The organism is Pantoea septica (assembly GCF_002095575.1).
Taxonomy (GTDB): Bacteria; Pseudomonadota; Gammaproteobacteria; order Enterobacterales; family Enterobacteriaceae; genus Pantoea; species Pantoea septica.
In genome coordinates this window covers 173508-197620 of the sequence record NZ_MLJJ01000003.1, presented here as the reverse complement: position 1 = coordinate 197620, position 24113 = coordinate 173508, and the positions used below count along the sequence as shown (strand labels likewise).

The window sequence follows — 24113 nt, the reverse complement described above, 5'->3', positions numbered from 1 at the left end:
TTCGCGCAGAGAGATCGGTATTGCCCAGCGCGACCTCTTTAGAGGCGTTATCGATAGAGGAGGCGGCGGTCTGAATATCGAAAACCACCTTTTTGAGCTGCTCCTGCATGGCGGTAAAGGTGGCGATGAGAATACCGGTTTCATCTTTGGAGCGCGCCACCAGCGTGGTGGAGAGATCGCCGGCCGCAATCGCCTTGGCCGCTTTTACCGCCTCTGCCAGCGGAAGGGTAATCGAGCGGGCAAGCACATAGCCTAAAGCGGAGGCGATGCCTAAACCCAGCAGTGCGCCGATAAACAGCGTCAGCCGGGTCTGGGTTTCAATGGCATCGACAGAGTTCTGCCGGTCGCTGAGCAAGCTTTTTTCGCCGTTGACGATCTCATCGATGGTTTTACGCATCTGATCCATCTGCGGCTTGCCGGTATTGGCTTCGAAGGCGGCATTGAAATCCATCTGCGTCATCGCGCCGGCGTTCAGCGCGCGGCGGTGCGTCAGCAGCTCAGCGACGAACTTATCCTGCCAGGCTTGTTCCTGGCTGAGTAAATTATCCAGTCGCTGCTGCTGAGCAGGATTATCCGCGGTTAAGCCTTTGGCTTCCTGCAGCAGCTTAACGAAATCCTCTTTGCCCGCCTTCCAGGGATCGAGCATCTCCTCTTTGCCGTTGATCGCATAGCCGCGCAGGCCCGTTTCCATATTCACCAGGCTTTGGGTCAGGGCGCGGCTTTTATCGACGACGCGCCAGCTATGAATGTTCCAGTCGTTGGTATTAACGATGCTGGAAAAATTGTTGTAGAACGTTGCGGACAGAGCCAGCAATAAAACCACAACGGCGCCAAAGGCAAAAAAGAACTTTTTCTTGACAGGTAAATTTCTAAACATTTATTTCTCGTTCCACATACGTTAACAGAGCAGTTTGAAGAGCCGTAAAACCGATAAGTTATCGGCATAGATCGGGACGGCTTCAATTAAAATTCTGCAAGTACAGGAAACGAGAAATAAATGGCTGCTCGCTGCTTTATTGTTAAATTTCAGCTTGATAGATAAAAATAAAAGCAAGCGGCGGCGTAAATATTATTAAGCCGCGGCGCTAGCGAGGCGCGAGAACGAAATGGAGATGTTTGCCAGCCAGCAACAGGAGAAACTCATATTCTCCCTGGCTAAGCAATCCGGGTTTTGATGCGGCTTCCTTAAGCTGCCAGCCGCGCAGGCTCAGATCGAACCGTTCGGCGGCGCGCTCCTGCGTTAGGCCGGCGGCGATGCGCAGAGAACGGGCATCAGGCTGGACAATCACGCCGGGCTTAAAGGATTTATTCGTCATAATTTTTCTCTTATATGCAACAAGCTCTGCTCCGGCAGGGCGTTTTGCGGCATACGCTAATGGGTTAACAGGCGTTATGCATCATAGACGCTTGCTTGTGCTGTTTCTGGGTTATGTTGTCACGCGCTACGCGCATTTTTGTGAAATAAATAGATTGTTTCGATTAGCGTAACGGCTATTTCAGCATGCTACAGCCAATTTCAGCGCAGTCTGACATGCGCTACGCCATTTTATGCAGGCTGCGCCTCTCAGAACCCTCTCATAATTCCGCGACAGAATCCTTTAGGGATAAATCCGCTTTATATCCTGAGCCAGACATTCAGGATGTGTTGCTTCGCAAGCTGAATATTATCCCGGCGCTTTTGCATTGCCGGAAATAAGGACCCTGATATGAGAGACCCAATCGTTCGTCGTGTCCCTGCCGATCTTTCCTGCGTGGAGGTCAACGAACAGTGGCAAATCACCTTCTGGATGCTGACGCTGCATATTACCCAGGACCGGCTCATGCGGGCCGTAAAAGAGGCGGGCCCGGATGTGGAAAAGGTGCGCCGCTGGCTGAAAGAAAATCCGCCTTCGCGCCGCCCCTGTTCCTGACGCCATCCGTCATGCAGCGGCGCCAGCCGCCCGCGGCGCGGCAGACGCGTTAAGGTTGCTGAATCGCGCGTCACGACCTTTGTCATCCGCCGCGTCGGCCGGCGTTTTGAAGTGGCTGATAACGGCGGCGAGGGTTTCCGTGCGTCCGTTCAGGCTGCCTGCGGAGGCCGTGACCTGCTGAACCAGCGAAGCGTTCTGCTGGGTGACGCGATCCAGATCGGCGATAGCCAGCGTGATCTGAGAAATGCCTTTGCTTTGCTCCTCTGAGGCCAGCGCGATTTGGCCGATAAGATCGTTGACCGCTGAGACGCGCTGCGTGACGCTCCCCATGGTTTCCCCGGCCCGGCCCGCTGCCGCCGCGCCTTCCTGCACGCGCGTTACCGCGCCGCCGATCAAATCCTCGATCTCTTTAGCTGCCGCGGCGCTACGCTGGGCGAGAGTGCGCACCTCGGAGGCGACGACGGCGAAGCCGCGACCCTGTTCGCCCGCGCGCGCCGCCTCAACGGCCGCGTTCAGCGCCAGAATATTGGTTTGAAAAGCGATGCTGTTGACCGTGGCGGTAAACTGACGAATTTTCTCTGCTTCTTCGGCGATATCGCGCATCAGCGTAGAGACCGAATGAACCAGCGCCTCGCCCTGTTGGGTGGTCTGCGCGGTCGCTCCGGCCAGCTCGCGCGCTTCTCGGGCGCTCAGCGCGTTATTCTTCACCGTGGCGGTCAGCTCCTCCATGCTGGCGGCAGTCTGTTCGAGCGCCGCGGCCTGGCGAGTGGTGCGGTCGGAGAGGTCGGTATTACCGGCGGCGATATCCGCCGCTTCCCGGCGCAGCACGCCGCTATTGTCGCGTACCGACTGTACCGTCGCGAGCAGGCTTTGCTGCATCAGCCGCACCAGCGGAACCAGCTGTCCGACGCAGTTACGGCCAAACTCCTGCGGCTCGCGCGAGAGATCGCCTGCAGCCATGCTTCTGAAATGCTCGCGCATCACGCCAAGCGGCTTCACCAGATGGGTGACCAGAAAGCGGTCGCAAAAGGCCAGCAGCCCCAGCGTCATCAGCGCGGCGACAAGAAACGCCATCTCCAGGCGCTGGCGATCGCGGGCGGTCGCCGCTTCGTCCGACGCAACCTGACGCTGCAGAAAGCTAAGCCGCTCGTTCGCCGCAGCGGAAAAACGGGCGGGCGTGTCGTTCAGGGCGGCGCTGAGGCGCGCCCAGTCGGGGCCGGCGGGCGCCTCAGCCTGCAGCGCCGCTTTTTCCTCTGCGGAACCTGAGGCCATCGCATTCCCGGCGCGCGTCAGAAAAACAAGCTGCGAGCTGGCGGCGTCTCTCGCTTCGGCGCGCTGATGCAGGTCGCGCATAACAACAGAACCGTAAGCGCCTGCCAGCGCCACAACCAGCAGCGCAGCCAGCAAAATAGCCTGTACAACCCGACGAATAGTAAAATTTCTGAGGAAGTGCATATTGGGTTTCTGGTGTTGTTATTGCTGTGTAAAGTACGGCGAAAAAGGTGTTTTTATATAGTCTGCTATTTTATTGCGTGCAATCTTATTGAGGTCGTCAGTTTGGCAGTGAATGGGAAAAAAGGAAACGATCATTTTGTATTTTTTTGTTTTTCGGATTGTTTGATATTGTTCGCAAGAATTTATTGTGCAATGGAGCGAAGTGAGCTTAAGATTTCGTACCAGATAAAATCAGATAGTTTGTCTTGTACTTTAGTCGGTTTTTCCCGGTCTGCTTTTAAACATTATATTTCTGTTCGTTCCAGAGCTGGAGCGGACCGGAGGAACCATGCAAACATGTTCCGGCGACGACAAATGCCGCCTGAGTGCGCTTGAAGCGCTGCGCGAGCCCGATGAAAGTCGCGATGGGGTACTTGAGAAGTTCGTTCGGCTGGCGACCCAGGCGCTCGGCATTCCCGGCTGTTTTATTTCTATCGTCGACGATGAATTTCAGTATATTCGGGCGGCGCGCAATTTCTCTCTTAAGCACTCGACGCGTGAGGACTCCCTTTGCCGCTACGTGATTGATTCCGAAGCGCCGATGGTGGTCTCTGATACCTGGCAGGATGCTCGCTTCGTAGAACATAAGTTCGTTATTGGCGATCCCTGGATTCGCTTTTATGCCGGCGTGCCGCTGAAAAGCCGCGCCGGGCATATCCTCGGCACGTTGTGCGTCACCGACGGCGAACCGCATCAGCTGAGCCCGGAGCAGTTGACCGCGCTGACGCTGCTCGGCGCGCTGGTGATCTCCTTTCTGGAAGCCTGGCACTCCGCCGGCTTTACCGATCCGGTGACTGGGCTGCCTAATCGTCAGCGACTGATCCGCGATCTGCACTACCTGACGGCGGGCGGCGATACGCTGCCGCGGCGGCTGATCCTGATTGACTGCATCGATATGCCGCGCGCCTACGAGCTGGCGCGCTCGATGGGAATGGGGCCGGTCGAGGGATTGCTTAAAGACGTCGCCACGCTTCTGCCGCTGCGCCTGCGTCTGGGGCCCGGCGATCTGCTCTACACCGTGGCCACCGGCCGGTTTGCGCTGCTCACCGGCGAGAGCAGCTCGCTCAGCGCGGCCGGGGTGGCTAATCGCATGGAGGGCATCAGCGCGGATCTGGGGGAGGGGCTGTCGGTGACCCTGAATACTTTTACCGGCGGAGTGGACTTTACGGCCGTGGAGTCCCCGGCGCAGGAGATACTGCGTCGCGGCATCAGCGCGCTGCATGAGGCGATCGGCAGCGGGGTGGCGACACGGACCTTTAGCGCGTCGGAGGATGTGCGCCGCACGCGCGATTTCAACCTGATGCATGAACTCGCCTCGGCGTTAAGAAACGAAGAGGGCCTCTATCTCGCCTACCAGCCCAAGATCTGTCTGCAGGGCGGCGCGCCGGTCGGGCTTGAGGCGCTGATCCGCTGGCGGCATCCGCAGCTGGGCGAGCTGTCGCCCTCGGCATTCGTGCCGCTGGCGGAACAGACCGAACTGCTCTCGGAGCTGAACGCCTGGGTAATCGATCGCGTCATTGCCCGTCTGGCGCGGCTGCGAAATCACTGCATCCAGCTGCCGATTTCCGTTAACGTCAGCCTGCATGATTTCGCCCGGCAGGGGTTTGCCGACACGCTGGAAGATAAGATGCTGAAAGTCAGGCTGCCTAACGCGCTGCTTGGCGTGGAGTGTCTGGAAACCGAGCGGCTGATTGAGAGTCCGGCCGCGATGCGCGGGCTGGAGATGCTAAAGCTGCGCGGCTTCGGCATCTCGCTAGACGACTTCGGCACCGGGTACAGCAATATCAGCTATCTGCGCCGCATGCCGCTGGACGTGATTAAGCTGGACCGTTCATTAATCAGCGGCCTTGCCTCCGACACGGCGTCGCGTATTATCGCGCGTAACATTATCACTATGCTGAAAGAGCTGGACTATGTCGTGCTGGCGGAAGGCATCGAGTGCGGGGAGGTGGCCGGCATGCTATGCGAATATGGCTGCGACCAGGCGCAGGGCTATTTCTATGCCAAACCGCTGCCTGACCGCGAGCTGGATGCATGGCTCGACTGGCGGCTGCGTAACAAATGTAGCTGAGACGCGCCTGCGCTATTGCGCCTCTGCCGCCGACTGAGCCTGCGGATTATCGCGCGCGTCGTTCCGGGCGCAGTCCATCTCGCTGTCGCCGGAGGCGCATCCGGGCGGGTGGTTGAGGTTTTTTCGCCTGATGACCGTTATTTTCCCGCCTTATGCCTTAACGGACGTTTATCTCCCCAGGCCCGCAAGCGGCTTTTTCGGCCACCTGGCATCAAACGCGCCACTTTTTGCCCGCTTCTCGCCTCTGACGCGATCTACATCAATAACGATAATTGTTCGCAATTGCATAGTTGCGGCACAGAAATATCGGAGATGAGATCATGCTGATAAAACCCGGGAGTCAATGGCGTATTACAGGGTTCAGGAGCGACCTGTCCGAGCTTTTCCGTCGTAAACTTCTATCGCTGGGCTTTGTGCCTGGCGCGGTAATCGATATCGTCAGGTTCGCGCCGCTGGGCGACCCGGCGGAGGTGCGTCTCAGCCACAGCAGCTATGCGCTACGTAAGGCCGAACTGGCGATGCTGCGCCTTGAGGCCGTTGACGGAGGCGAGCGGGCATGAAGCGTATCAACGCCGTACTGGCGGGCAACCCTAACGCCGGCAAAACCACGCTGTTCAACCTGCTGACGGGGCTGCGACAGCGCACCGGCAACTGGCCGGGCGTCACCGTTGAACGCAAGCAGGGCACCTTCACCACCGGCGAGGCTGCCGTCACGCTGATCGACCTGCCCGGCATCTATTCTCTTGAAACGGTGCAGGCCGAAGACGGGCTCTCCGCCGACGAACGCGTCACCTGCAGCTATGTGATGAGCGGCCAGGCGGACGTGCTGATCAACGTGGTCGACGCGTCGAGCCTGGAGAAGAGCCTGTGGCTCACCTTGCAGCTGCGCGAGCTGAACCTGCCGATGATCGTGGTGCTTAATATGGCCGACGTCGCCAGAGCGTGCGGCGTCGAGCTGGATGCCGATGAGCTGGCCGCGCAGCTCGGCTGTCCGGTGGTGCTGATGTCCGCGTCGACCTCGGAAGGGGTAACGGCGCTGCTGGCGGCCATCGATAGCGTCGCCGCCGCGCCGCCCGCCGATCTGCTGCTGAACCGAACGGAAGCCGACGCGGAAGCGCGGCTGGCGCGCATCAGCGCCATCTGCCAGGCCGTCTGCGATCGCGCGGCGCATCGCGCCCATCGTCTGACGCGCGCGCTGGATACTCTCTTTCTCGACCGCTGGCTCGGTTTCCCCCTGTTTTTAGGGGTGATGTACCTGATGTTCTACTTCTCCATCAACATCGGCGGCGCGCTGCAGCCAGTATTCGATAAGGGATCCACGGCGCTGTTTATTGACGGCACCGCGCAGCTCTGCGCCACGCTCCGCTTTCCCGACTGGATCACCTCTTTTCTGGCGCAGGGCATCGGCGGCGGCATCACCACCGTCCTGCCGCTGGTGCCGCAGCTGGCGCTGATGTTCTTCTTTCTGACGCTGCTGGAGGAGTCGGGCTATATGGCGCGCGCCGCGTTTGTGGTCGATCGTCTGATGCGCTGGCTGGGGCTGCCGGGGAAATCCTTTGTGCCGCTGATCGTCGGCTTTGGCTGCAACGTGCCGTCGGTCATGGGGGCGCGTACGCTGGAAACCGAGCGGGAAAGGCTGGTGACGATGCTGATGGCGCCCTTTATGTCCTGCGGCGCGCGGCTGGCGATATTCGCCGTGTTTTCCGGCGCCTTTTTCGGCAACGCCGGCGCTGGGGTGATCTTTTCGCTCTATCTGCTCGGTATCGTGGCGGCGGTCTTTACCGGGCTGGTGCTGAAACATACCTTGCTGAAGGGCGGCTCTTCCTGTGCGATCATGGAGCTGCCGCTGTGGCATGTGCCGGTCATGCGCAGCCTGCTGCTGCAGACCTGGTTTCGTCTGCACGCCTTCGTTATCCGCGCGGGCATGGTGATTGTCGCGGCCTGCGTGGCGATCAGCCTGCTTTCCAACCTGACGGCCAGCGGCCATCTGGCACAGCGCGTCGACGACTCGGTACTGGCTTCCGCCAGCCGCTACCTGACGCCGTTGTTTACGCCGATGGGGATTCGGCCCGACAACTGGCAGGCGACAGTAGGGCTGGTGACCGGCGCTATGGCGAAAGAGAGCGTGGTCGGCACCCTGAACGCGCTCTACCTGGCGGAGCCGCAAAATGCGCCGGACATCGAGCCAGCGCAGAGCCTGACGGCGGTTTTCGGCTCGGCGCTGGATGAAACCTGGCAGAATCTGAAGCAGGCGCTTAGTCCGCAGACGCTGTTTAATCCGGTCGAAGCGAGCAAAGGAGACGGCGAGATGAGCCAGGGCGCGGTAGGCGTTATGCAGACGATGTTCGGCAGCTCGCTCGCGGCCTACAGCTATCTGGTCTTCGTACTGCTCTACGTACCTTGCGTATCGGTGATGGGCGCGCTGGCGAAAGAGGCGGGACGGCAGTGGATGTGGTTCGCTCTGATTTGGGGAACCGTTATGGCCTATAGCGCCGCGACGCTGGTTTACCAGATCGGCACCTTTACTCAGCATCCCGGTTTCAGCCTGATCTGCCTGGCGGCCATTGTCGCTGCGGGCATGGCGGCGGTGACCCTGTTGCGCCAGCTGCGCGTCACTCTGCAGCCTGGGTTGCAGCCGGTAAAAGAGGGCGGATGCAGCAGCTGTAAAGGGTGTGGGCATTAACCCGGCGAATAAAAAACGCTCCTGCCGTGGAGCGTACCGGAGGGCCCGGCTAAGTGAATCAGTAGCCGTACTTGTTGTAGTGAGGCGTTGCCTCGGCGCTTACTCTAGTACGGCGTTTCTCAACCGGGCCTCAATAGCATCAGGACAGGCGTGCCCTTTATTGGGCGGGATCAAAGGGTTAGCGAAACAGGATTATTCCGCTTGCAAATCGCCGGAGAAAATTTTGTAAAAAGCTGTGTCGCCTATCGACCGGCTGCGCCACCTGCCTTATGCTTGACCGGCCTCTAACCCTGACAATTCCGGAGTCCGACTGATGAAAGCAGCCACCTTTCTGCTGGCCGGTGCCGCGCTGCTGCTCTCGGCATGCAGCAGCAACAGCGATAACGAACCGCCGCAACAAGCCACCGCAGCCCATATTCAGCCGCACGTCATTATGTCGTCGCTGGCGGAGAGCAACTGCGCCGGAGCCGGTGGCACGCTGGCCTTTTCTCACCAGCTGGACGGCACGCGCATCGGCATGTGCCAGCTGGCGAACGGACGCCGCTGCGACGAACAGGCGCTCATCGGCGGCAACTGCGCCCGCTAGCTGAGCGGCAGGCGCGCCTTGACGGCAACGCCCGCCAGGTCAGGCCTATGCCGACAGCTGATTCGGGCAGGCTTCGCCTTTTTCAAGCTGGCTGAGATTCGACAAGGTCGTTTCCGAAATCGCCGTCAGCGCCTCAGCGGTCAGAAACGCCTGATGGCCGGTAAACAGCACGTTGTGGCAGGCCGACAGGCGACGGAACACGTCATCCTGAATCACGTCGTTAGACTTATCTTCGAAGAAGAGATCGCGCTCATTCTCGTAAACGTCCATGCCGAGCGAGCCGATTTTCTGCTGCTTGAGCGCGTCAATCGCTGCCTGGGAATCAATCAACCCGCCGCGGCTGGTATTAATAATCATCACGCCATCTTTCATCTGGCTAAAGGCGGCGGCGTTCAGCAGATGATGGTTCTCCGGCGTCAGCGGGCAGTGCAGCGTAATCACGTCCGACTCGGCGAACAGGGTTTTCAGATCGACATACTCCGCGCCCAGCTCCAGCGCCTGCGCGCTCGGGTAGGGATCGAACGCCAGCAGCCGCATGCCGAACCCTTTCAGAATGCGCATCGTCGCCACGCCGATCTTGCCGGTGCCGACCACGCCCGCGGTTTTGCCGTGCATATTAAAGCCGGTTAAGCCGTCGAGCGAAAAGTTGGCGTCACGCGTGCGCTGCCAGGCGCGATGGATACGGCGGTTAAGCGTCATCATCAGGCCAACCGTATGTTCCGCCACCGCTTCCGGTGAATAGGCGGGCACGCGCACCACCTTCAGGCCCAGCTCCTCCGCCGCGGCTAAATCGACGTTGTTGAAACCGGCGCAGCGCAGCGCGATATACTTCACGCCCAGCGCCGCCAGCTCCTCCAGCACCGGACGGCTGGCGTCGTCGTTGACGAAAATGCAGACGGCATCGCAGTCGACGGCGTTTTTTGCCGTCGCTTCCGTCAGTAAAAAGTCGAAGTACACCAGATCGAACCGGTAGCCTTCGTTAACGTGATCGAGATACTTCTGGTCATAGTGCTTCGTGCTGTAAACCGCGATTTTCATCGTTACGCTCCTGCATTCGGGTATCCACACAGCATAACGTTTTATTGTAGATTTTGCTGCCGTCGGCGGCGCGCCTTCACCTCTGGCCGATTACGTGCCATCATCAGGGGCAGGATTCTGTCAGGAAAAGGAATATTGCTGCCATGCCGCGGAGCCTCCGCCGACTTTTTGCTGCATTACTGGCGCTGACGCTGCTGGTGCTGGGGCTGCTGCTCACCGTGACGCAATGGCTGCCGCGGCTGGCCGGTATCTGGCTGCCGGCGGAGACACGCATCGTGCTGGAAGGATCGCCGCGCTGGCGCAACGGCGGCCTGTGGTTTCCGCAGGTGCGCTACCTGGCGGGCGAGTGCGCGCTGGCAAGCGTCGAACAGGCCTCGCTTGGCTGGCACGACCGGCGCTGGCGGCTTGCCGCGCGTCAGGTGACGCTCGACAGCGACTGCCTGCAGAAGCTGCCGCAAAGCGATCGGCCCGGCGCACCAAAAAGCCTCGCGGAGTGGCAGCAGCTGTTGCCCGGCGCCGATATCCAGCTTGATAATCTCACCATCGCGCCCTGGCAAGAGTACGCCGGACGTTTCGATCTCAGCCTCGCCCCCGCTAAACAGACGCTGCACTATCGCGGTGATAACCTTAATATCGACGCCAGCCTGCAGGGGCAGCAGCTCAACGTAGAGCAGCTGACGCTGCACCATAACGCGCTGCCGCAGCCCGTGACGCTGCATGGCCGGTTCGAACTGCCCGAGTTCGCCAACGGCCTGCCGGTCGGCGGTCAGCTGGAGGGCGAGCTGCAATACGCCGGCGAACCGCTGCGTCTGACGCTCGACTGGCAGCAGCAGCAGGGCGAGCTGGCGCTCTACGCCACCGGCGACGGACAGCCGCTGCTGACGCTTCCGTGGCAGGCCGACGCGCGGCAGATCCGCATAGTTAAAGGGCGTTACCGCTGGCCTATGAGCGAGCAGACGCTCTCCGGCTTTCTTGATCTCACGTTCGACAACTGGCGGCAGGGTCTGGAAGAGACGCAGATTACCGGCCGCCTCAACGTGCTGACCCAGGGACGCGGCGGCAAAGGCAACGCGGTGCTGAGTATCGGCCCCGGCACCCTGAGCATGACAAACAGCGCGCTGCCGCTGCGCCTTACGGGCGAAAGCAAGCTGGCGGCGATGCAGCTCTACGCCGCGCTGCCGGGCGATCTCAGCGGGCCGCTGCTCGACCCGCAGCTCAGGTTCCAGCCCGGCGCGCTGCTGCGCCTGCGCGGGCGCATTCTCTCCACGCTGGAGGTCGATGAGGCGCGCTGGCCGCTGGCGGGGGTGCGGCTCGCCTCGCAGGGCATCGACGGCCGCCTGCAGGCGATACTCAAGGCGCACGACCCAAGCTTCGGCCAGTTCAGGCTGCATCTCGACGGTCGCGCCAGCGACTTCTGGCCCGATAAAGGGGAGTGGAAATGGCGCTACTGGGGGACCGGCGAAATGCGGCCGCTCAACGCCGCCTGGACCATTCAGGGCGCGGGCGGGTGGCGCGACACCCTTATCCACCTCGACAGCCTGAATGCCAGTTTCGATCGGATGCAGTACGGCATGGCGCAGGTGGTGCGGCCGCGGCTGACCCTCAGCGCGCCGGTCAACTGGCAGCGCGACGCGCAGCGACCCGCCTTTAACGGCGGCTTCCGCATCGACGCGGGAGAGACGCTGTTCGATTTTGGCGGGCGCCTGCCCGCCTCGTCGCTGAGCTTCGAGGCGAAAGGCCGGGATCCCAGCCACTTTATCTGGCGCGGCGCGCTGCAGGCGCAGGCGATCGGGCCGCTGCGCGTACACGGCCGCTGGGACGGCGAGCGCCTGCGCGGCGAGGCATGGTGGCCGACGCAGTCTCTGACGGTGTTCCAGCCGCTGCTGAATCCCGAGCTGAAGATGAAAATCCGCGCGGGCGAGCTGCGCGCCCAGGTGGCGTTTTCCGCCGCGGCGAAAGAGGGTTTTAGCGCGGGCGGCCACTGGGCGGTGACGCAGGGCAGCCTCTGGACATCGGACAACCAGATCAACGGCGTCGATTTCTCGCTGCCGTTCCGCCTGAAAGATCAGCAGTGGCAGCTCGGCGTGCGCGGGCCGGTACAGCTGCGCATCGGCGAAATCACCAACCAGTTTGCGATGAAGGATATCCGCGCCGATCTTCAGGGCTACTATCCCTGGAACGAGGCGCAGCCGCTGACGCTGCAGGCGGTCAGCATGGCGCTGCTGGGCGGCGAGGTGACGCTGCCCGCGTTGCGGTTGCCCCAGCACCAGACGGCGACGCTGAGCCTGCGCGATATCAGCCTGAGCAAACTGGTCACCGCGCTGAAGCCGAAGCAGTTCGCTATGTCGGGCAGGATCAACGGCGAGCTGCCGCTGTGGGTGAACAATCCGCGCTGGCTGGTGCAGAACGGCTGGATCGCCAACAGCGGCTCCCTGACGTTTCGTATGGATAAAGATATGGCTGACGCCATCACCGCCGGCAACGTCGCGGCGGGCGCGGCGATGGACTGGCTGCGCTATATGGAGATCTCCCGCTCGTGGGCGACGCTCGATCTCGATAATCTCGGCAACCTCGCCATGCAGGCGCAGGTACAGGGCGTCAGCCGCTTCAGCAACCGCAAACAGACCGTGAATCTTAACTACCGCCATCAGCAGAACCTGTTTCAACTCTGGCGCAGCCTGCGCTTTGGCGACAATTTGCAATCCTGGGTGGAACAGAACGCCACTCTGCCGACCAAAAGGGATCAACAACCATGAGCCTCAGGGCGTTACTGGTGCTGGCAGTCGGACTGCCGCTGACCGGCTGCGTGCCGCGCATTGAGGTGGCCGCGCCGAAGGAGCCGATCACCATCAATATGAACGTGAAGATCGAACATGAAATTCATATCAAAGTAGACAAGGACGTGGAGGCGCTGCTGAAGAATCAGAGCGATCTGTTTTGATGCGCGCGTTCCGCAAACCGCTGCTCGCTGCGCTGCTGCTGATCGGCGCGGCGCAGCCAGCGCTGGCGCTGACGCTGGATGAGGCGCGCCATCAGGGCCGGGTCGGAGAAACCTTTAGCGGCTATATCGCCGCGCGCCAGCAGGACGGCGAGACGCAGGCGCTGGTAAAGCGCATCAACGCCGGGCGTAGCGTAGAATATCAGCGCATCGCGCAGCAGAACAATCTCACCACCGATCAGGTGGCGCGTATCGCCGGGGCAAAACTGGTCGAGCGCGCGGGCGAGGGCGAGTACGTGCGCGGCCTCAACGGCCTGTGGATGCAGAAATAAAAAAAGCCAGGCATCATGCCTGGCAATCGAAACACAGAGCGAATAATAATAATGATTAGGCAGAAACAATCTGTTTGATGGCGTTTTTCGCTTCGTCGGTGGCTTTGGTGGCCACTTCCGGGCCGTAGGCGATGCCTTCAGCGAAAACAAATTCAACGTCGGTGATGCCGATAAAGCCCAGGAAGAGCTTCACGTACGGCGTCAGCAGATCGCTCGGGGTATCTTTGTGAATGCCGCCTCGGCTGGAGAGAATCACCGCGCGCTTGCCTTTCACCAGGCCTTCCGGACCCGCTTCGGTGTAGCGGAAGGTGACGCCGGCGCGAGCAACCAGGTCAAAATAGTTTTTCAGCTGGGTCGGGATGTTGAAGTTGTACATCGGCGCGGCGATCACGATCACGTCGTGCGCCTGCAGCTCGTCAATCAGCGCGTTGGAGAGATCCAGCGCTTCCTGCTGACGCGGAGAGAGCGGCGCGTCTGACGGACGCAGCGCGCCGACCAGTTCGCCATCCAGCACTGGAATCGGATCCGCAGCCAGGTCGCGAACGGTCACCTGATCGCCTTTGGCTTTCGCTTCTTCAACGTAGAAATCGGCCAGCTGGCTTGACTGTGAGTAACCAGCGAGGATGCTGGATTTAAGAACCAATACTTTGCTCATTGCTGTTTCCTGTTTGTTACGCGGAAGGCTTCCCGCTCAATGGGTTACACTCTACGGTCATTAGCGGCGCGGTAAAAGCGCAATATTTCGAGAGCTATGTTCGAATTTCTTGAATAAGCATGGCATGGAAGGCACAGCTGGTCGTGATAAAATGTGTTACTCTTTGCCCAATACAATTTTTAGAATCAGTCGGTTAACCCGGCTATCGGACGCTGCGACGTGCAGCGGCTCCGTCTGAGAAGGTACTCCATTACTATGTCATCATCGGTTTCCTCTCCTCTCGCGCCGCTGTGGCCGCGACTCGACAATCTGATGCTGCGCGATCGCCAGCGCCTGCAGCGCCGCCTGCGCGGCGCCGGCAAAGTGGCTAACCCTGCGGCGCTGCAGGCCGTCGCTGACGAACTCAACCAGGAGATCGCGGCGGCGGAGCAGCGCGTCGCCGCCCGTGCCGCCGCAACGCCGAAAATTACCTTTCCCGACAACCTGCCGGTCAGCCAGAAGCAGCAGCAGATCGCCGAGGCGATCCGCGATCATCAGGTGGTGATTGTCGCCGGTGAAACCGGTTCAGGTAAAACGACCCAACTGCCGAAAATCTGTCTGGCGCTGGGACGCGGCGTTAAAGGGCTGATCGGCCATACGCAGCCGCGTCGTCTGGCGGCGCGCACCGTCGCCAACCGCATCGCCGAGGAGCTTGAAACCTCTCTCGGCGGCTGCATCGGCTATAAAGTGCGCTTTAACGATCAGGTCAGCGACACCACGCAGGTGAAGCTGATGACCGACGGCATTCTGCTGGCGGAAATTCAGCAGGATCGCCTGCTGCTGCAGTACGACACCATCATTATCGATGAGGCGCACGAGCGCAGCCTGAATATCGATTTCCTGCTCGGCTACCTGCGCGAGCTGCTGCCGCGCCGTCCCGATCTGAAAATCATCATCACCTCGGCGACCATCGATCCGCAGCGCTTTTCGCGCCACTTCCACAATGCGCCGGTGATTGAGGTTTCTGGCCGCACTTTCCCGGTGGAAGTACGCTACCGGCCGGTGGTGGAAGAGGCGGACGACAGCGAGCGCGATCAGCTGCAGGCGATTTTCGACGCGGTCGACGAGCTGAGCGACGAAGGGCGCGGCGATATTCTCATCTTTATGAGCGGCGAGCGCGAAATCCGCGACACCGCCGACGCGCTGGCGAAGCGCGACCTGCCGCATACCGAAATTTTGCCGCTCTACGCGCGCCTGTCGAACGCCGAGCAGAACCGGGTTTTCCAGTCGCACAGCGGACGCCGCATCGTGCTGGCGACCAACGTGGCGGAAACCTCGCTGACCGTGCCCGGGATTAAATATGTGATCGATCCCGGCACCGCGCGCATCAGCCGCTACAGCTATCGCACCAAGGTGCAGCGACTGCCGATCGAGCCGATTTCGCAGGCCTCGGCCAACCAGCGCAAAGGGCGCTGCGGTCGCGTCTCCGACGGCATCTGTATCCGTCTCTATTCGGAAGACGACTTCCTCAGCCGTCCGGCCTTTACCGACCCGGAGATCCTGCGCACCAACCTGGCGTCGGTGATCCTGCAGATGACGGCCCTGGGGCTGGGGGATATCGCCGCTTTCCCCTTCGTCGAAGCGCCCGATAAACGCAATATTCAGGATGGCGTGCGCCTGCTGGAGGAGCTGGGCGCGCTCACGCTTAACAGTGAGACCGGCCACTACAAGCTCACCAGCTCAGGTCGCCAGCTGGCGCAGCTGCCGGTCGATCCGCGGCTGGCACGCATGGTGCTTGAGGCGCAGCGCTTTGGCTGCGTGCGCGAGGTTATGATTATCGCCTCGGCGCTGTCGATTCAGGATCCGCGCGAGCGCCCGGTCGAGAAACAGCAGGCCGCCGATGAGAAACATCGCCGCTTCGCCGACAAAGAGTCCGACTTCCTCGCCTTCGTCAACCTGTGGAATTACCTGGGCGAGCAGCAGAAGGCATTGTCGGGCAACCAGTTCCGCCGCCAGTGCAAAGGGGATTTTCTCAACTATCTGCGCGTGCGCGAATGGCAGGATATCTACACCCAACTACGCCAGGTGGTGCGTGAGCTAGGGATCCCCGTTAACAGCGAGCCGGCAGGATTCCGCGAGGTGCACTGCGCGCTGCTCACCGGCCTGCTGTCGCATATCGGCATGAAAGACGCAGAAAAGCAGGAGTTTACCGGCGCGCGCAACGCGCGCTTCGCCATTTTCCCCGGCTCCGGGCTGTTTAAGAAGCCCCCTAAGTGGACCATGGTGGCGGAGCTGGTGGAAACCAGCCGCCTGTGGGGACGCATCGCGGCGCGTATCGATCCCGAGTGGATCGAGCCGCTGGCCCAGCATCTGATCAAACGCAGCTACAGCGAACCGCACTGGGAAAAAGGCCAGGGCGCGGTGATGGCGCAGGAGAAGGTGACGCTTTACGGCCTGCCGATCGTCGCCGCGCGCAAGGTCAACTACGGCAGCATCGACCCGACGCTGAGCCGCGAGCTGTTTATCCGCCATGCGCTGGTGGAGGGCGACTGGCAGACGCGCCACGCCTTCTTCCGCAATAACCAGAAGCTGCGCAGCGAAGTGGAAGATCTCGAGCATAAATCGCGCCGCCGCGACATCCTCGTGGATGACGAAACCCTGTTCAACTTTTATGACCAGCGCGTCGGCCAGCAGGTGGTCTCGGCGAGGCATTTCGATAGCTGGTGGAAGCTGGCGAGCCGCGATACCCCAGATCTGCTGAGCTTCGACAAACAGATGCTGATCAAAGAGGGCGCGGACAAGGTCAGCCAGCTCGACTACCCCAACTTCTGGCATCAGGGCAACCTCAAGCTGAAGCTCAGCTATCAGTTCGAGCCGGGCGCGGACGCCGACGGCGTCACGGTGCATATTCCGCTGCCGCTGCTTAATCAGGTCGAGGACCAGGGCTTCGAGTGGCAGATCCCCGGCGTGCGCCGCGAGCTCATTATTGCGCTGATCAAGTCGCTGCCGAAGCCGCTGCGCCGCAATCTGGTGCCAGCGCCTAACTATGCCGACGCCTTTCTGGGCCGCGTCACCGCCATGGAGCTGCCGCTGCTCGACGCGCTGGCGAAAGAGTTCCGCCGTATGACCGGCGTTACGCTGGAGCGGGAAAACTGGCAGTGGGAACAGGTGCCCGATCACCTGAAAATGACGTTCCGCGTGGTGGACGAACATAACCGCAAGCTGAAAGAGGGCAAAGATCTCAGCGCGCTGAAAGCCGAACTGAAAGAAAAAGTGCAGGAGACGCTCTCGAAGGTGGCGGATGACGGGCTGGAGCAGAGCGGCCTGCATATCTGGAGCTTCGGCGATCTGCCGCGCAGCTACGAGCAGAAGCGCGGCGGCTATCAGGTCAAGGCCTGGCCGGCGCTGGTCGACGAGAAAGAGAGCGTGGCGATCCGCCTGTTCGACAGCGAACAGGAGCAGCAGAAAATGATGTGGCGCGGCCAGCGTCGCCTGCTGCTGCTCAATATTCCTTCGCCAATAAAATACCTGCACGAAAAGCTGCCGAACAAAGCCAAGCTGGGGCTCTACTTCAACCCCTACGGCAAGGTGCTGGATCTGATTGACGACTGCATCGCCTGCGGCGTCGACAAGCTGATGGCGGAAGCGGGTGGTCCGGCCTGGCAGCAAGAGAACTTCGAGCAGCTGCACGAGAAGGTGCGCGCCGAGCTGAACGATACGGTGGTGGAGATCGCCAAACAGGTTGAGCAGATCCTGACCGCGGTGTTCAACATCAACAAGCGGCTGAAAGGGCGCGTCGATATGACCATGGCGCTGGCGCTGTCGGATATCAAGGCGCAGATGAGCGGCCTGGTCTATCGCGGCTTCGTTACCGGCAACGGCTGGAAGCGCCTGGGCGACACGCTGCGCTATCTGCACGGTATTGAGCGTCGGCTGGAAAAGCTGCCGGCCGATCCGCACAGCGATCGCGCGCGCATGCTGAAGGTGCAGGCGGTCGAACAGGCCTGGCAGACGTGGCGCAATAAGCTGCCGCCGCAGCGTCAGGACGATGAAGAGGTGCGCGACATCCGCTGGATGATCGAAGAGCTGCGCATCAGCTACTTCGCCCAGCAGCTCGGCACGCCTTATCCTGTCTCCGACAAGCGCATCCTGCAAACGATGGAGCAGTTCGCGGCGTAATCGCCCGCCGCTCTTGCGAGCCGCAGCCTAAAACGCTGCGGCTTTTTTTTTGCACTGAAACGGCGCTATATCGGCGACGCTAAAATTTATTTACAAGCGTGCTTAAAACAGACGGGAATTATCGCGCGGAGATCGGCCGTCGCCGCCTTTTTTGGATAAAATTCATGGCGGCGCGCGCCGGATGATTAAATTTAATTAAGGAAGATAACGATGAAGAAGTCTGTTTTATTCAGCCTCATTATGGCTGCGCTGGGCATTCACACCAGCGCGAATGCCGATCAACAGACGGTGACTCTCGGCTATGCGCAAAGCAAAGTGCAGGATTTCAAAAATATCCGCGGGGTTAACCTTAAATACCGCTATGAGAGGGATTCGCCGCTGGGCCTGATAGGCTCGCTGACCTATATGAGCGGCAGCGGCAGCTATACGCCTTTCACCGGCTCGATGGATATATTCGACGGCGATGCGAAAGTGAAATATTATTCGCTATCTGTCGGCCCCGCCTGGCGCTTTAATCAATATATCAGCGTCTATGGGTTGCTCGGTCTTAATTACAATAAAGTCGACTATCGCGAAAGCGGATATAACTACGAAGGACACTACGTTTATATGGGCGACAGCGCCCTCAGCGAGAAAAAAACCTCGCTGATGTATGGCGCAGGCGTGCAGATTAATCCCATGGAGAATCTGGCGATTGATATCGGCTACGAGGGATCGCGTCTCGATGTAGCCGATAAAGAGATGTCGATTGACGGCTTTATTCTAAACCTGGGCTACACCTTCTGACGCTGGCGTCCAGCGATAAAAAAAGGCGCGGCCGGCAAATGCGGCGCGCCTTTTCTTGTCACGCATCTTTTACTGCGCCAGCGCTTCCAGCCTGTCGCGGAACGAGGTCACCGCGATAGCGCGGTTATCGGCCAGGTAGCGATCTTTCGCCGCCGGAGCTGAGCTCTGCACCGCGATCAGCTGCCAGCCGTTCTCGTTTTTCAGCAGCAGCGGCGAACCGCTGTCGCCCGGCAGCGTGTCGCACTGGTGCGACAGCACGGCGCGCTGCGCCCAGCCGGTGATCAGGCAGTCGCTGTGGGAGTAAAGCGTATCCAGGTGATCTTCGGGATAGCCCGCCTGGGTAACTTTGCGGCCCGCCTCTTTAAGGGCGGCGGTAAGGTCGCTGCGCGACCCGTCGAACAGCGGAATCGGATTAATGGCGGAAGGGGGATTGCGCAGGATCACCAGGCCGTAGTCGAACGGCGCGGCGTCGCTGGGAACGATCCAGCCTTCGCCGTCCGCTTTCAGCTTGCGCGCCAGCGCCGGCTCGACGCGCGCGTCGATATCGTGGATTTCATAGCGCCAGCCGCTGTCGCTCGCCATAAAGCGCAGCGCCACCGGCTTGTCGAATTTGCCCGGCGGCGTCAGCAGACAGTGTCCCGCCGTCAGCGCCAGATGGGCGGAGATCAGCGTGGCGGTGCACAGATTGCCGCTTTCGGTTTCCAGTTGGCCGATGGCGTCCCAGGGCGCGGCCGTGATGTCGCTAATCGCTTTACGGTGATCTTTGCCAAAGAAAAGCATTTTGATTTCATCGGGATTCGGCGCATCGTCATCATCATCGGCGTGGGCCAGAGTGGTGAAACAGAACAATCCAGTCAACAGCAAAATAGCCAGGCGCATAGGTCTCTCAATGGCGAGATTTAAGAAGAGGTTATTGTCATCACGCTTGCGCAATAACTATAGTCGGTGAGCGGTAAAAAAGGGAGATTTATTGGAATAATCAGCACGCTACAACGACTAAATAAAGAAGAACGCCGCGATGACGCCGCAAAGGATCATCACCAGAAGGATAATTTCAAAACGATAGCGACGCACCATTTCCGCAACTCCAGTAACGAAACACCCGGCAGAACCGGGTGTTTTTATTAGTCAACGCTTCTTAAGGCGCAGGGTGCGCGACCTTAATTATTTAGCAGCGGCTTTCCTGGCGGCTTTGTGGTGCTTTTTAGCAGCCTGCGCTTTTTGCGGAGCAGCAGCTTTTTTGGCGACTTTGTGGTGCTTTTTAGCAGCCTGAGCTTTCTGCGGCGCAGCGGCTTTCTTAGCTACTTTGTGGTGTTTTTTCGCAGCCTGGGCTTTCTGTGCAGTTTCCGGCTTGGCTGCTTTTTTGTGATGCTTTTTAGCGGCCTGCGCTTTCTGCGCAGCGTCTTTTTTCACTGCTTTTTTATGGTGCTTTTTAGCAGCCTGCGCTTTCTGAGCGGCTTTGTGTTTTTTGTGCGCGGTTTTGTGAACGGTTTTAGCCGGCGCAGCGGAAGTGGTGGTGGTGGTCGCAGCAGGGGCTGCAGCAGGCGCTGCGGTGGTTTCAGCAGCGAAAGCAACAGAAGAGAGACCCATAGCAGCGGCGATGACCAGTGCAAACAATTTTTTCATTGCAAATTCCTCGAACATTTTTTTCATGTGTAGCCCACTGCGGGGCCGGTGAAAAGACTATAAAAAAACGAGGACGGGTTTCCGTGGGTGTTTGGTATCGGCGTGTAACCGATTGTACAAAACGGGAAAAAGGCGGCCGCGAAGGCCGCACAGATTAGCGATTCAGGTAGCGTTGTTCAAGATGCTGGCGGAAAAAGCGCGGGTTCAGCGCTTCGCCGGTGGCGTTGATCAGCAGCTGCTCGGTCGGAAAACGGCTGCCGTGCTGCCAGATGTTCTGCTGCAGCCAGTCGAACACCGGCTGCAGTTCGCCATGCTGCAGGCGTTCGCCTGTATCGGGCAGCGCTTTCTTCACCGCCTGGAATAGCTGCGCCGCGTACATGGCGCCCAGCGTGTAGGTCGGGAAGTAGCCGAATGCGCCGTCGGTCCAGTGAATATCCTGCATGCAGCCGTCGCGGTAGTTGCCGCGCGTATCCAGCCCTAAAGACTGCATCATCTTCTCATCCCACAGCGCCGGGATATCCTCAACCTCGATGTCGCCTTCAATCAGCGCGCGTTCAATCTCGAAGCGTAAAATCACGTGCGCCGGATAGCTCAGCTCATCGGCGTCGACGCGGATAAAGCCCGGTTTGACGCGCTGCGTCAGGCGCACGAAGTTTTCCGGCTCCAGCGCCGGCTGCGCGCCCAGCTTGTCGCACACCTGCGGCAGAATGCGCTGCAGGAACTCGCGGCTGCGGCCCAGCTGCATCTCCATAAACAGGCTTTGCGACTCGTGGATGGCGGTCGATCGCGCCAGGCCTACCGGCTGGCTGCGCCACTGCTGCGGCAGGCCCTGCTCGTAACGCGCATGGCCGGTCTCATGGATAACGCCCATCAGCGCGCTGAGAAACTCCTCCTGATTGTAGCGCGTGGTGATGCGCACATCCTCCGGCACACCGCCGCAGAAGGGATGTGCGCTGACGTCGAGACGTCCGTGGCGGAAATCGAAGCCCAGGGTGGTCATGACGCTCAGGCCGAGCTCGCGTTGTGCGGCGATAGCGAAGGGGCCCTGCGGCTGCTCGACAGGCTCCTGCGCCTGTTTTTCCACCACGCGCTGCAGCAGATCGGGCAGCCAGCTTTTCAGTTCGCCGAAGGTCGCGTCCAGCTTCGCGCCGGTCATGCCCGGCTCATAGAGATCGAGCAGGGCGTCGTAGCGCGACGTGTTGTTCGCCTCCGCACGCAGCTGCGCCTCTTCGCGGCTCAGGCGCACCACCTCTTTCAGGTTGGCGGCAAAGCCTTGCCAGTCGTTCGCCGGACGCTGTTCACGCCAGGCGTGCTCGCAGCGCGAACCGGCCAGCGATTTTGCCTCTACCAGCGAGGCGGGCAGCAGCGACGCCTGCTGCCAGGCGCGCAGCATCTCGCGCAGGTTGGCGCGCTCGACGTCGTTCAGGTCAGCCTGCTCGGCTTCCTGAATCAGTTCGCCGACGCGCGGATCGGTCAGGATCTCATGGCGCAGCACGCCCATCTCCGCCAGCGCTTCGCCGCGCGCCTGGCTGCCGCCGGTTGGCATCATGGTCTGCATGTCCCAGCCCGCGACCGCCATCAGATGGCCGAAGCGGGAGAGCCGCTGGAAAGTCGCACTCAGTTGTTGATAAGCAGTAGTCAACAGAAACTCCTTGTGAAGGTTTATCGCGCCGAAGGGGCACGCAAAGGTAGATCAACCGGCCAGCAAAAGCGAACGCTGGCGCCGCCGAGCGGGCTGCCTTCGATGCTGACGTGGCCGCCGAGCGCCTGCGCAATAGAGTGAACGATAGCGAGCCCCAGTCCGCAGCCGCCGGTAGCGCGGTCGCGGCTCGGATCGAGGCGAACAAAGGGCTCGAAGACGCGCTCGCGCTCCTCGGCCGGAATGCCGGGGCCGTCATCTTCCACCTGCAGGCAGCCGAGCGCGCCGTCGAACCACAGGCTGACGCGCAGCCGATGACCGGCGTAGCGCAGCGCGTTGTTGACGAGGTTGTCCAGCACGCGCTCCATCAGGCGGGTGTCGGAGACGCCGTGATTTTCGCGCTGCGGCAGGTCGAGATCGATCTGCGTGTGCGGATTAAGGGCGCGCACGTCGTTAATGTGTTCGCGCAGCCAGTTCGCCAGATCGAGCGAGGTCAGGTTGAGATCGACGCGCGGGCGGTCGAGCCGCGCATAGGTAAGCAGCTCCTCGATCAGACTCTCCAGCTGGCCGATATCGCGGTTGATAGCAGCGGACTCGCCTGCGGTAAGGTTATCGCTCATCTCCAGCCGGTAGCGCAGGCGCACCAGCGGCGTGCGTAGCTCGTGGGCGATGCCGTCGATCAGCTGCTTTTTGCTCGCCACCAGCGTATTGATGTTTTCCGCCATCTGGTTAAAGGCGACCCCCAGGCGGAACAGGCTGGAGGTGTTGTCGAAATGGGTGCGTACATCCAGCTCGCCGCGGCCAAAGCGCTGCGCCGCAATCTCCAGGCGCTGCATCTCTTTCCAGTGCGGCCGCATCCAGATAAACACCGGCAGCGCCAGCGACATGCCGATAAACACCAGCAGCGCGATGTCCAGCAGCCGCATCTGATGCAGATAAAAGAGGTAGGGGATCGGGCCGACGGAGAGCACGTAATGGCTGCGCGGAATATGCTGCAAAAAGGTGTACTGATCGTCCAGCGCGACAATCTCGCCGGCGCGCAGCCGGCGCATATCGGGCTCGTCGAGCTGATATTTGCTCATCGGCTCGATATGCAGGTCGAACGACAGGCCGAGATCGAGGCTTTTGATGGTTCTGTTCCAGTCGCGCGGCGGGATTTCACGCAGCTCGCTGCGGATCAGATAGAGCGAGCTCGCCATCAGGTCGTTCATCGACTGTCTGCCGGCGCGCTCGGCGGTGAATTTGTAGACCAGGCCTACCAGCAGCGCCATCACCAGAAAACAGACGAAGAGCAGAAGATAGAACTGGATAAACAGTTTCCTCATGCCTGGGTATCCCACGCCTGCGGAGCGAACAGATAGCCCTTGTTGCGAATGGTTTTGATGCGGAAAGGCTCGGTGGCGCTGTCATGCAGCTTTTTGCGCAGGCGGGAAATCGCCACGTCGATGCTGCGATCCAGCCCGTCATAGCTGACGCCGCGCAGGGTTTTCAGCAGCGCGTCGCGATTCAGGATCTGTCCGGCGTGCGTGGCCAGCTCCCACAGCAGGTCGAAGTCGGCGGTGGAGAGCACGATCTGCTCGCTAAACAGCGTCACTTCGCGATTCAGCGCGTCGATGGTGAGCGAACCGAAGCGCAGCAGCTTCTGCGCTTGCGCCGCAGCAGGCGCGGGCGCGTCATCGCCGTGGCCGAGCTGCGCCTGGCGCAGATGCAGCCGCAGCCGCGCCAGCAGCACCGCAGGCGGGGTGGTTTTCAGAATATAGTCCTGCGCGCCCATCTCCAGCGCCAGAATATGGTTCATATCGCTGTCGAGCGAGGTGAGCAGCACGATCGGGCCCTGCCACTGGCTGCGCAAATCGCGGCACAGGGTCATGCCGTCTTTGCCCGGCAGCATGATATCCAGCATCACGAGGTCCGGCTGTTCGGCCGCAATCACCGCTTCGGCGCGGTCGCCCCGCGTCTCGACGATCACCTCGATATCGTGGCGGCCAAGGTAGGCCGCAATCAGCGAACCCACTTCCGGTTCGTCTTCAACAAAAACGATTTTATTCATAATCCACTGCGACAAATAAGCCTGGCGAGCAGCATAGCTTTTCCCGGTCCTGAGCACTATGCCACCGCACGAAATATCCCTGCGCGACTGGTATCCGCACGGCAAAATGTGCCATCATTAACAGCGCGTTTAAGAAAGATTCTGAAC

Annotated in this window: 21 protein-coding genes; 10 read left to right on the top strand and 11 right to left on the bottom strand. The window is 60.4% G+C overall.

Annotation, left to right across the window (positions count from 1 at the left end):
• Nucleotides 1-823 (bottom strand): CHASE3 domain-containing protein (locus HA46_RS02935; protein ID WP_244277494.1); only part of this gene is annotated, 823 nt, incomplete at its 3' end.
• A 262-nt stretch (nt 824-1085) separates the two neighbouring features.
• Complete coding sequence (locus HA46_RS02930; RefSeq protein ID WP_084882118.1) at nt 1086-1316, bottom strand: transcriptional regulator; 231 nt, start codon at nt 1314-1316, stop codon at nt 1086-1088.
• A 390-nt stretch (nt 1317-1706) separates the two neighbouring features.
• Between HA46_RS02930 and HA46_RS02925 the strand changes: the two genes are divergently transcribed.
• Nucleotides 1707-1910 carry a DUF3606 domain-containing protein gene (locus tag HA46_RS02925; RefSeq protein ID WP_033790152.1) on the top strand — a complete coding sequence of 68 codons (204 nt, stop codon included), beginning with the start codon at nt 1707-1709 and terminating at the stop codon, nt 1908-1910.
• Between the two features lie 9 nt (nt 1911-1919).
• Here HA46_RS02925 and HA46_RS02920 read toward each other — a convergent pair whose 3' ends face one another.
• Complete coding sequence (locus tag HA46_RS02920) at nt 1920-3365, bottom strand: methyl-accepting chemotaxis protein (RefSeq protein WP_051563570.1); 1446 nt, start codon at nt 3363-3365, stop codon at nt 1920-1922.
• Nucleotides 3366-3693: 328 nt separating this feature from the next.
• On the opposite strand from HA46_RS02920, the gene HA46_RS02915 reads away from it, so the two are divergent.
• The 4 genes from HA46_RS02915 to HA46_RS02900 all read left to right on the top strand — a co-directional run bounded on the left by HA46_RS02915 (nt 3694) and on the right by HA46_RS02900 (nt 8744).
• A complete protein-coding gene (locus HA46_RS02915) occupies nt 3694-5475 on the top strand; it encodes an EAL domain-containing protein (RefSeq protein WP_084882117.1) in 1782 nt (593 codons plus the stop codon).
• 320 nt (nt 5476-5795) lie between these two features.
• Complete coding sequence (locus HA46_RS02910; protein ID WP_033790148.1) at nt 5796-6035, top strand: FeoA domain-containing protein; 240 nt, start codon at nt 5796-5798, stop codon at nt 6033-6035.
• Nucleotides 6032-8158 carry a Fe(2+) transporter permease subunit FeoB gene (gene feoB / locus HA46_RS02905; protein ID WP_084882116.1) on the top strand — a complete coding sequence of 709 codons (2127 nt, stop codon included), beginning with the start codon at nt 6032-6034 and terminating at the stop codon, nt 8156-8158. The genes HA46_RS02910 and feoB overlap by 4 nt, the downstream gene beginning before the upstream one ends.
• 313 nt (nt 8159-8471) lie before the next feature.
• Entirely contained in the window at nt 8472-8744 is a 273-nt protein-coding gene (locus tag HA46_RS02900) for a putative hemolysin (protein ID WP_033790146.1), read from the top strand.
• A gap of 45 nt (nt 8745-8789) precedes the next feature.
• On the opposite strand, the gene HA46_RS02895 is transcribed toward HA46_RS02900, so the two are convergent.
• Nucleotides 8790-9782 carry a 2-hydroxyacid dehydrogenase gene (locus tag HA46_RS02895; protein ID WP_084882115.1) on the bottom strand — a complete coding sequence of 331 codons (993 nt, stop codon included), beginning with the start codon at nt 9780-9782 and terminating at the stop codon, nt 8790-8792.
• 143 nt (nt 9783-9925) lie between these two features.
• On the opposite strand from HA46_RS02895, the gene HA46_RS02890 reads away from it, so the two are divergent.
• From HA46_RS02890 to HA46_RS02880, 3 genes are read left to right on the top strand one after another with little or no spacing between them, the layout of a single operon-like run.
• Nucleotides 9926-12538, top strand: coding sequence for a YdbH family protein (locus tag HA46_RS02890; protein ID WP_084882114.1), 2613 nt, complete (start codon nt 9926-9928; stop codon nt 12536-12538).
• Entirely contained in the window at nt 12535-12723 is a 189-nt protein-coding gene (locus HA46_RS02885) for a YnbE family lipoprotein (RefSeq protein WP_033747068.1), read from the top strand. The genes HA46_RS02890 and HA46_RS02885 overlap by 4 nt, the downstream gene beginning before the upstream one ends.
• A complete protein-coding gene (locus HA46_RS02880; RefSeq protein ID WP_033790140.1) occupies nt 12723-13052 on the top strand; it encodes a YdbL family probable chaperone protein in 330 nt (109 codons plus the stop codon). The genes HA46_RS02885 and HA46_RS02880 overlap by 1 nt, the downstream gene beginning before the upstream one ends.
• Nucleotides 13053-13107: 55 nt before the next feature.
• Here HA46_RS02880 and HA46_RS02875 read toward each other — a convergent pair whose 3' ends face one another.
• The gene (locus HA46_RS02875; protein WP_033790138.1) at nt 13108-13707 is read right to left on the bottom strand and encodes an FMN-dependent NADH-azoreductase; all 600 of its coding nucleotides are present in this window, start codon (nt 13705-13707) and stop codon (nt 13108-13110) included.
• Nucleotides 13708-13962: 255 nt separating this feature from the next.
• On the opposite strand from HA46_RS02875, the gene hrpA reads away from it, so the two are divergent.
• On the top strand, nt 13963-17865 hold the full coding sequence (hrpA, locus tag HA46_RS02870; protein ID WP_033790137.1) for an ATP-dependent RNA helicase HrpA: 3903 nt from the start codon (nt 13963-13965) through the stop codon (nt 17863-17865).
• A 210-nt stretch (nt 17866-18075) separates the two neighbouring features.
• On the top strand, nt 18076-18651 hold the full coding sequence (locus tag HA46_RS02865) for an Ail/Lom family outer membrane beta-barrel protein (RefSeq protein ID WP_033790135.1): 576 nt from the start codon (nt 18076-18078) through the stop codon (nt 18649-18651).
• A gap of 69 nt (nt 18652-18720) precedes the next feature.
• On the opposite strand, the gene HA46_RS02860 is transcribed toward HA46_RS02865, so the two are convergent.
• The 6 genes from HA46_RS02860 to rstA all read right to left on the bottom strand — a co-directional run bounded on the left by HA46_RS02860 (nt 18721) and on the right by rstA (nt 23966).
• Complete coding sequence (locus HA46_RS02860) at nt 18721-19530, bottom strand: trypsin-like serine peptidase (RefSeq protein ID WP_033790133.1); 810 nt, start codon at nt 19528-19530, stop codon at nt 18721-18723.
• Between the two features lie 117 nt (nt 19531-19647).
• Nucleotides 19648-19728: a small membrane protein YdgU gene (gene ydgU / locus HA46_RS21615; protein WP_455430548.1), complete on the bottom strand. Its 81-nt coding sequence runs from the start codon at nt 19726-19728 to the stop codon at nt 19648-19650.
• Between the two features lie 87 nt (nt 19729-19815).
• Nucleotides 19816-20277, bottom strand: a complete 462-nt coding sequence (asr, locus tag HA46_RS02855; RefSeq protein ID WP_084882124.1) for an acid resistance repetitive basic protein Asr — start codon at nt 20275-20277, stop codon at nt 19816-19818.
• 154 nt (nt 20278-20431) lie between these two features.
• On the bottom strand, nt 20432-21919 hold the full coding sequence (locus tag HA46_RS02850; protein WP_033790131.1) for a carboxypeptidase M32: 1488 nt from the start codon (nt 21917-21919) through the stop codon (nt 20432-20434).
• A gap of 20 nt (nt 21920-21939) precedes the next feature.
• On the bottom strand, nt 21940-23241 hold the full coding sequence (gene rstB / locus HA46_RS02845) for a two-component system sensor histidine kinase RstB (RefSeq protein ID WP_033790129.1): 1302 nt from the start codon (nt 23239-23241) through the stop codon (nt 21940-21942).
• Nucleotides 23238-23966: a two-component system response regulator RstA gene (rstA, locus tag HA46_RS02840; protein ID WP_033790243.1), complete on the bottom strand. Its 729-nt coding sequence runs from the start codon at nt 23964-23966 to the stop codon at nt 23238-23240. The genes rstB and rstA overlap by 4 nt, the downstream gene beginning before the upstream one ends.
• Nucleotides 23967-24113 lie beyond the last annotated feature (147 nt).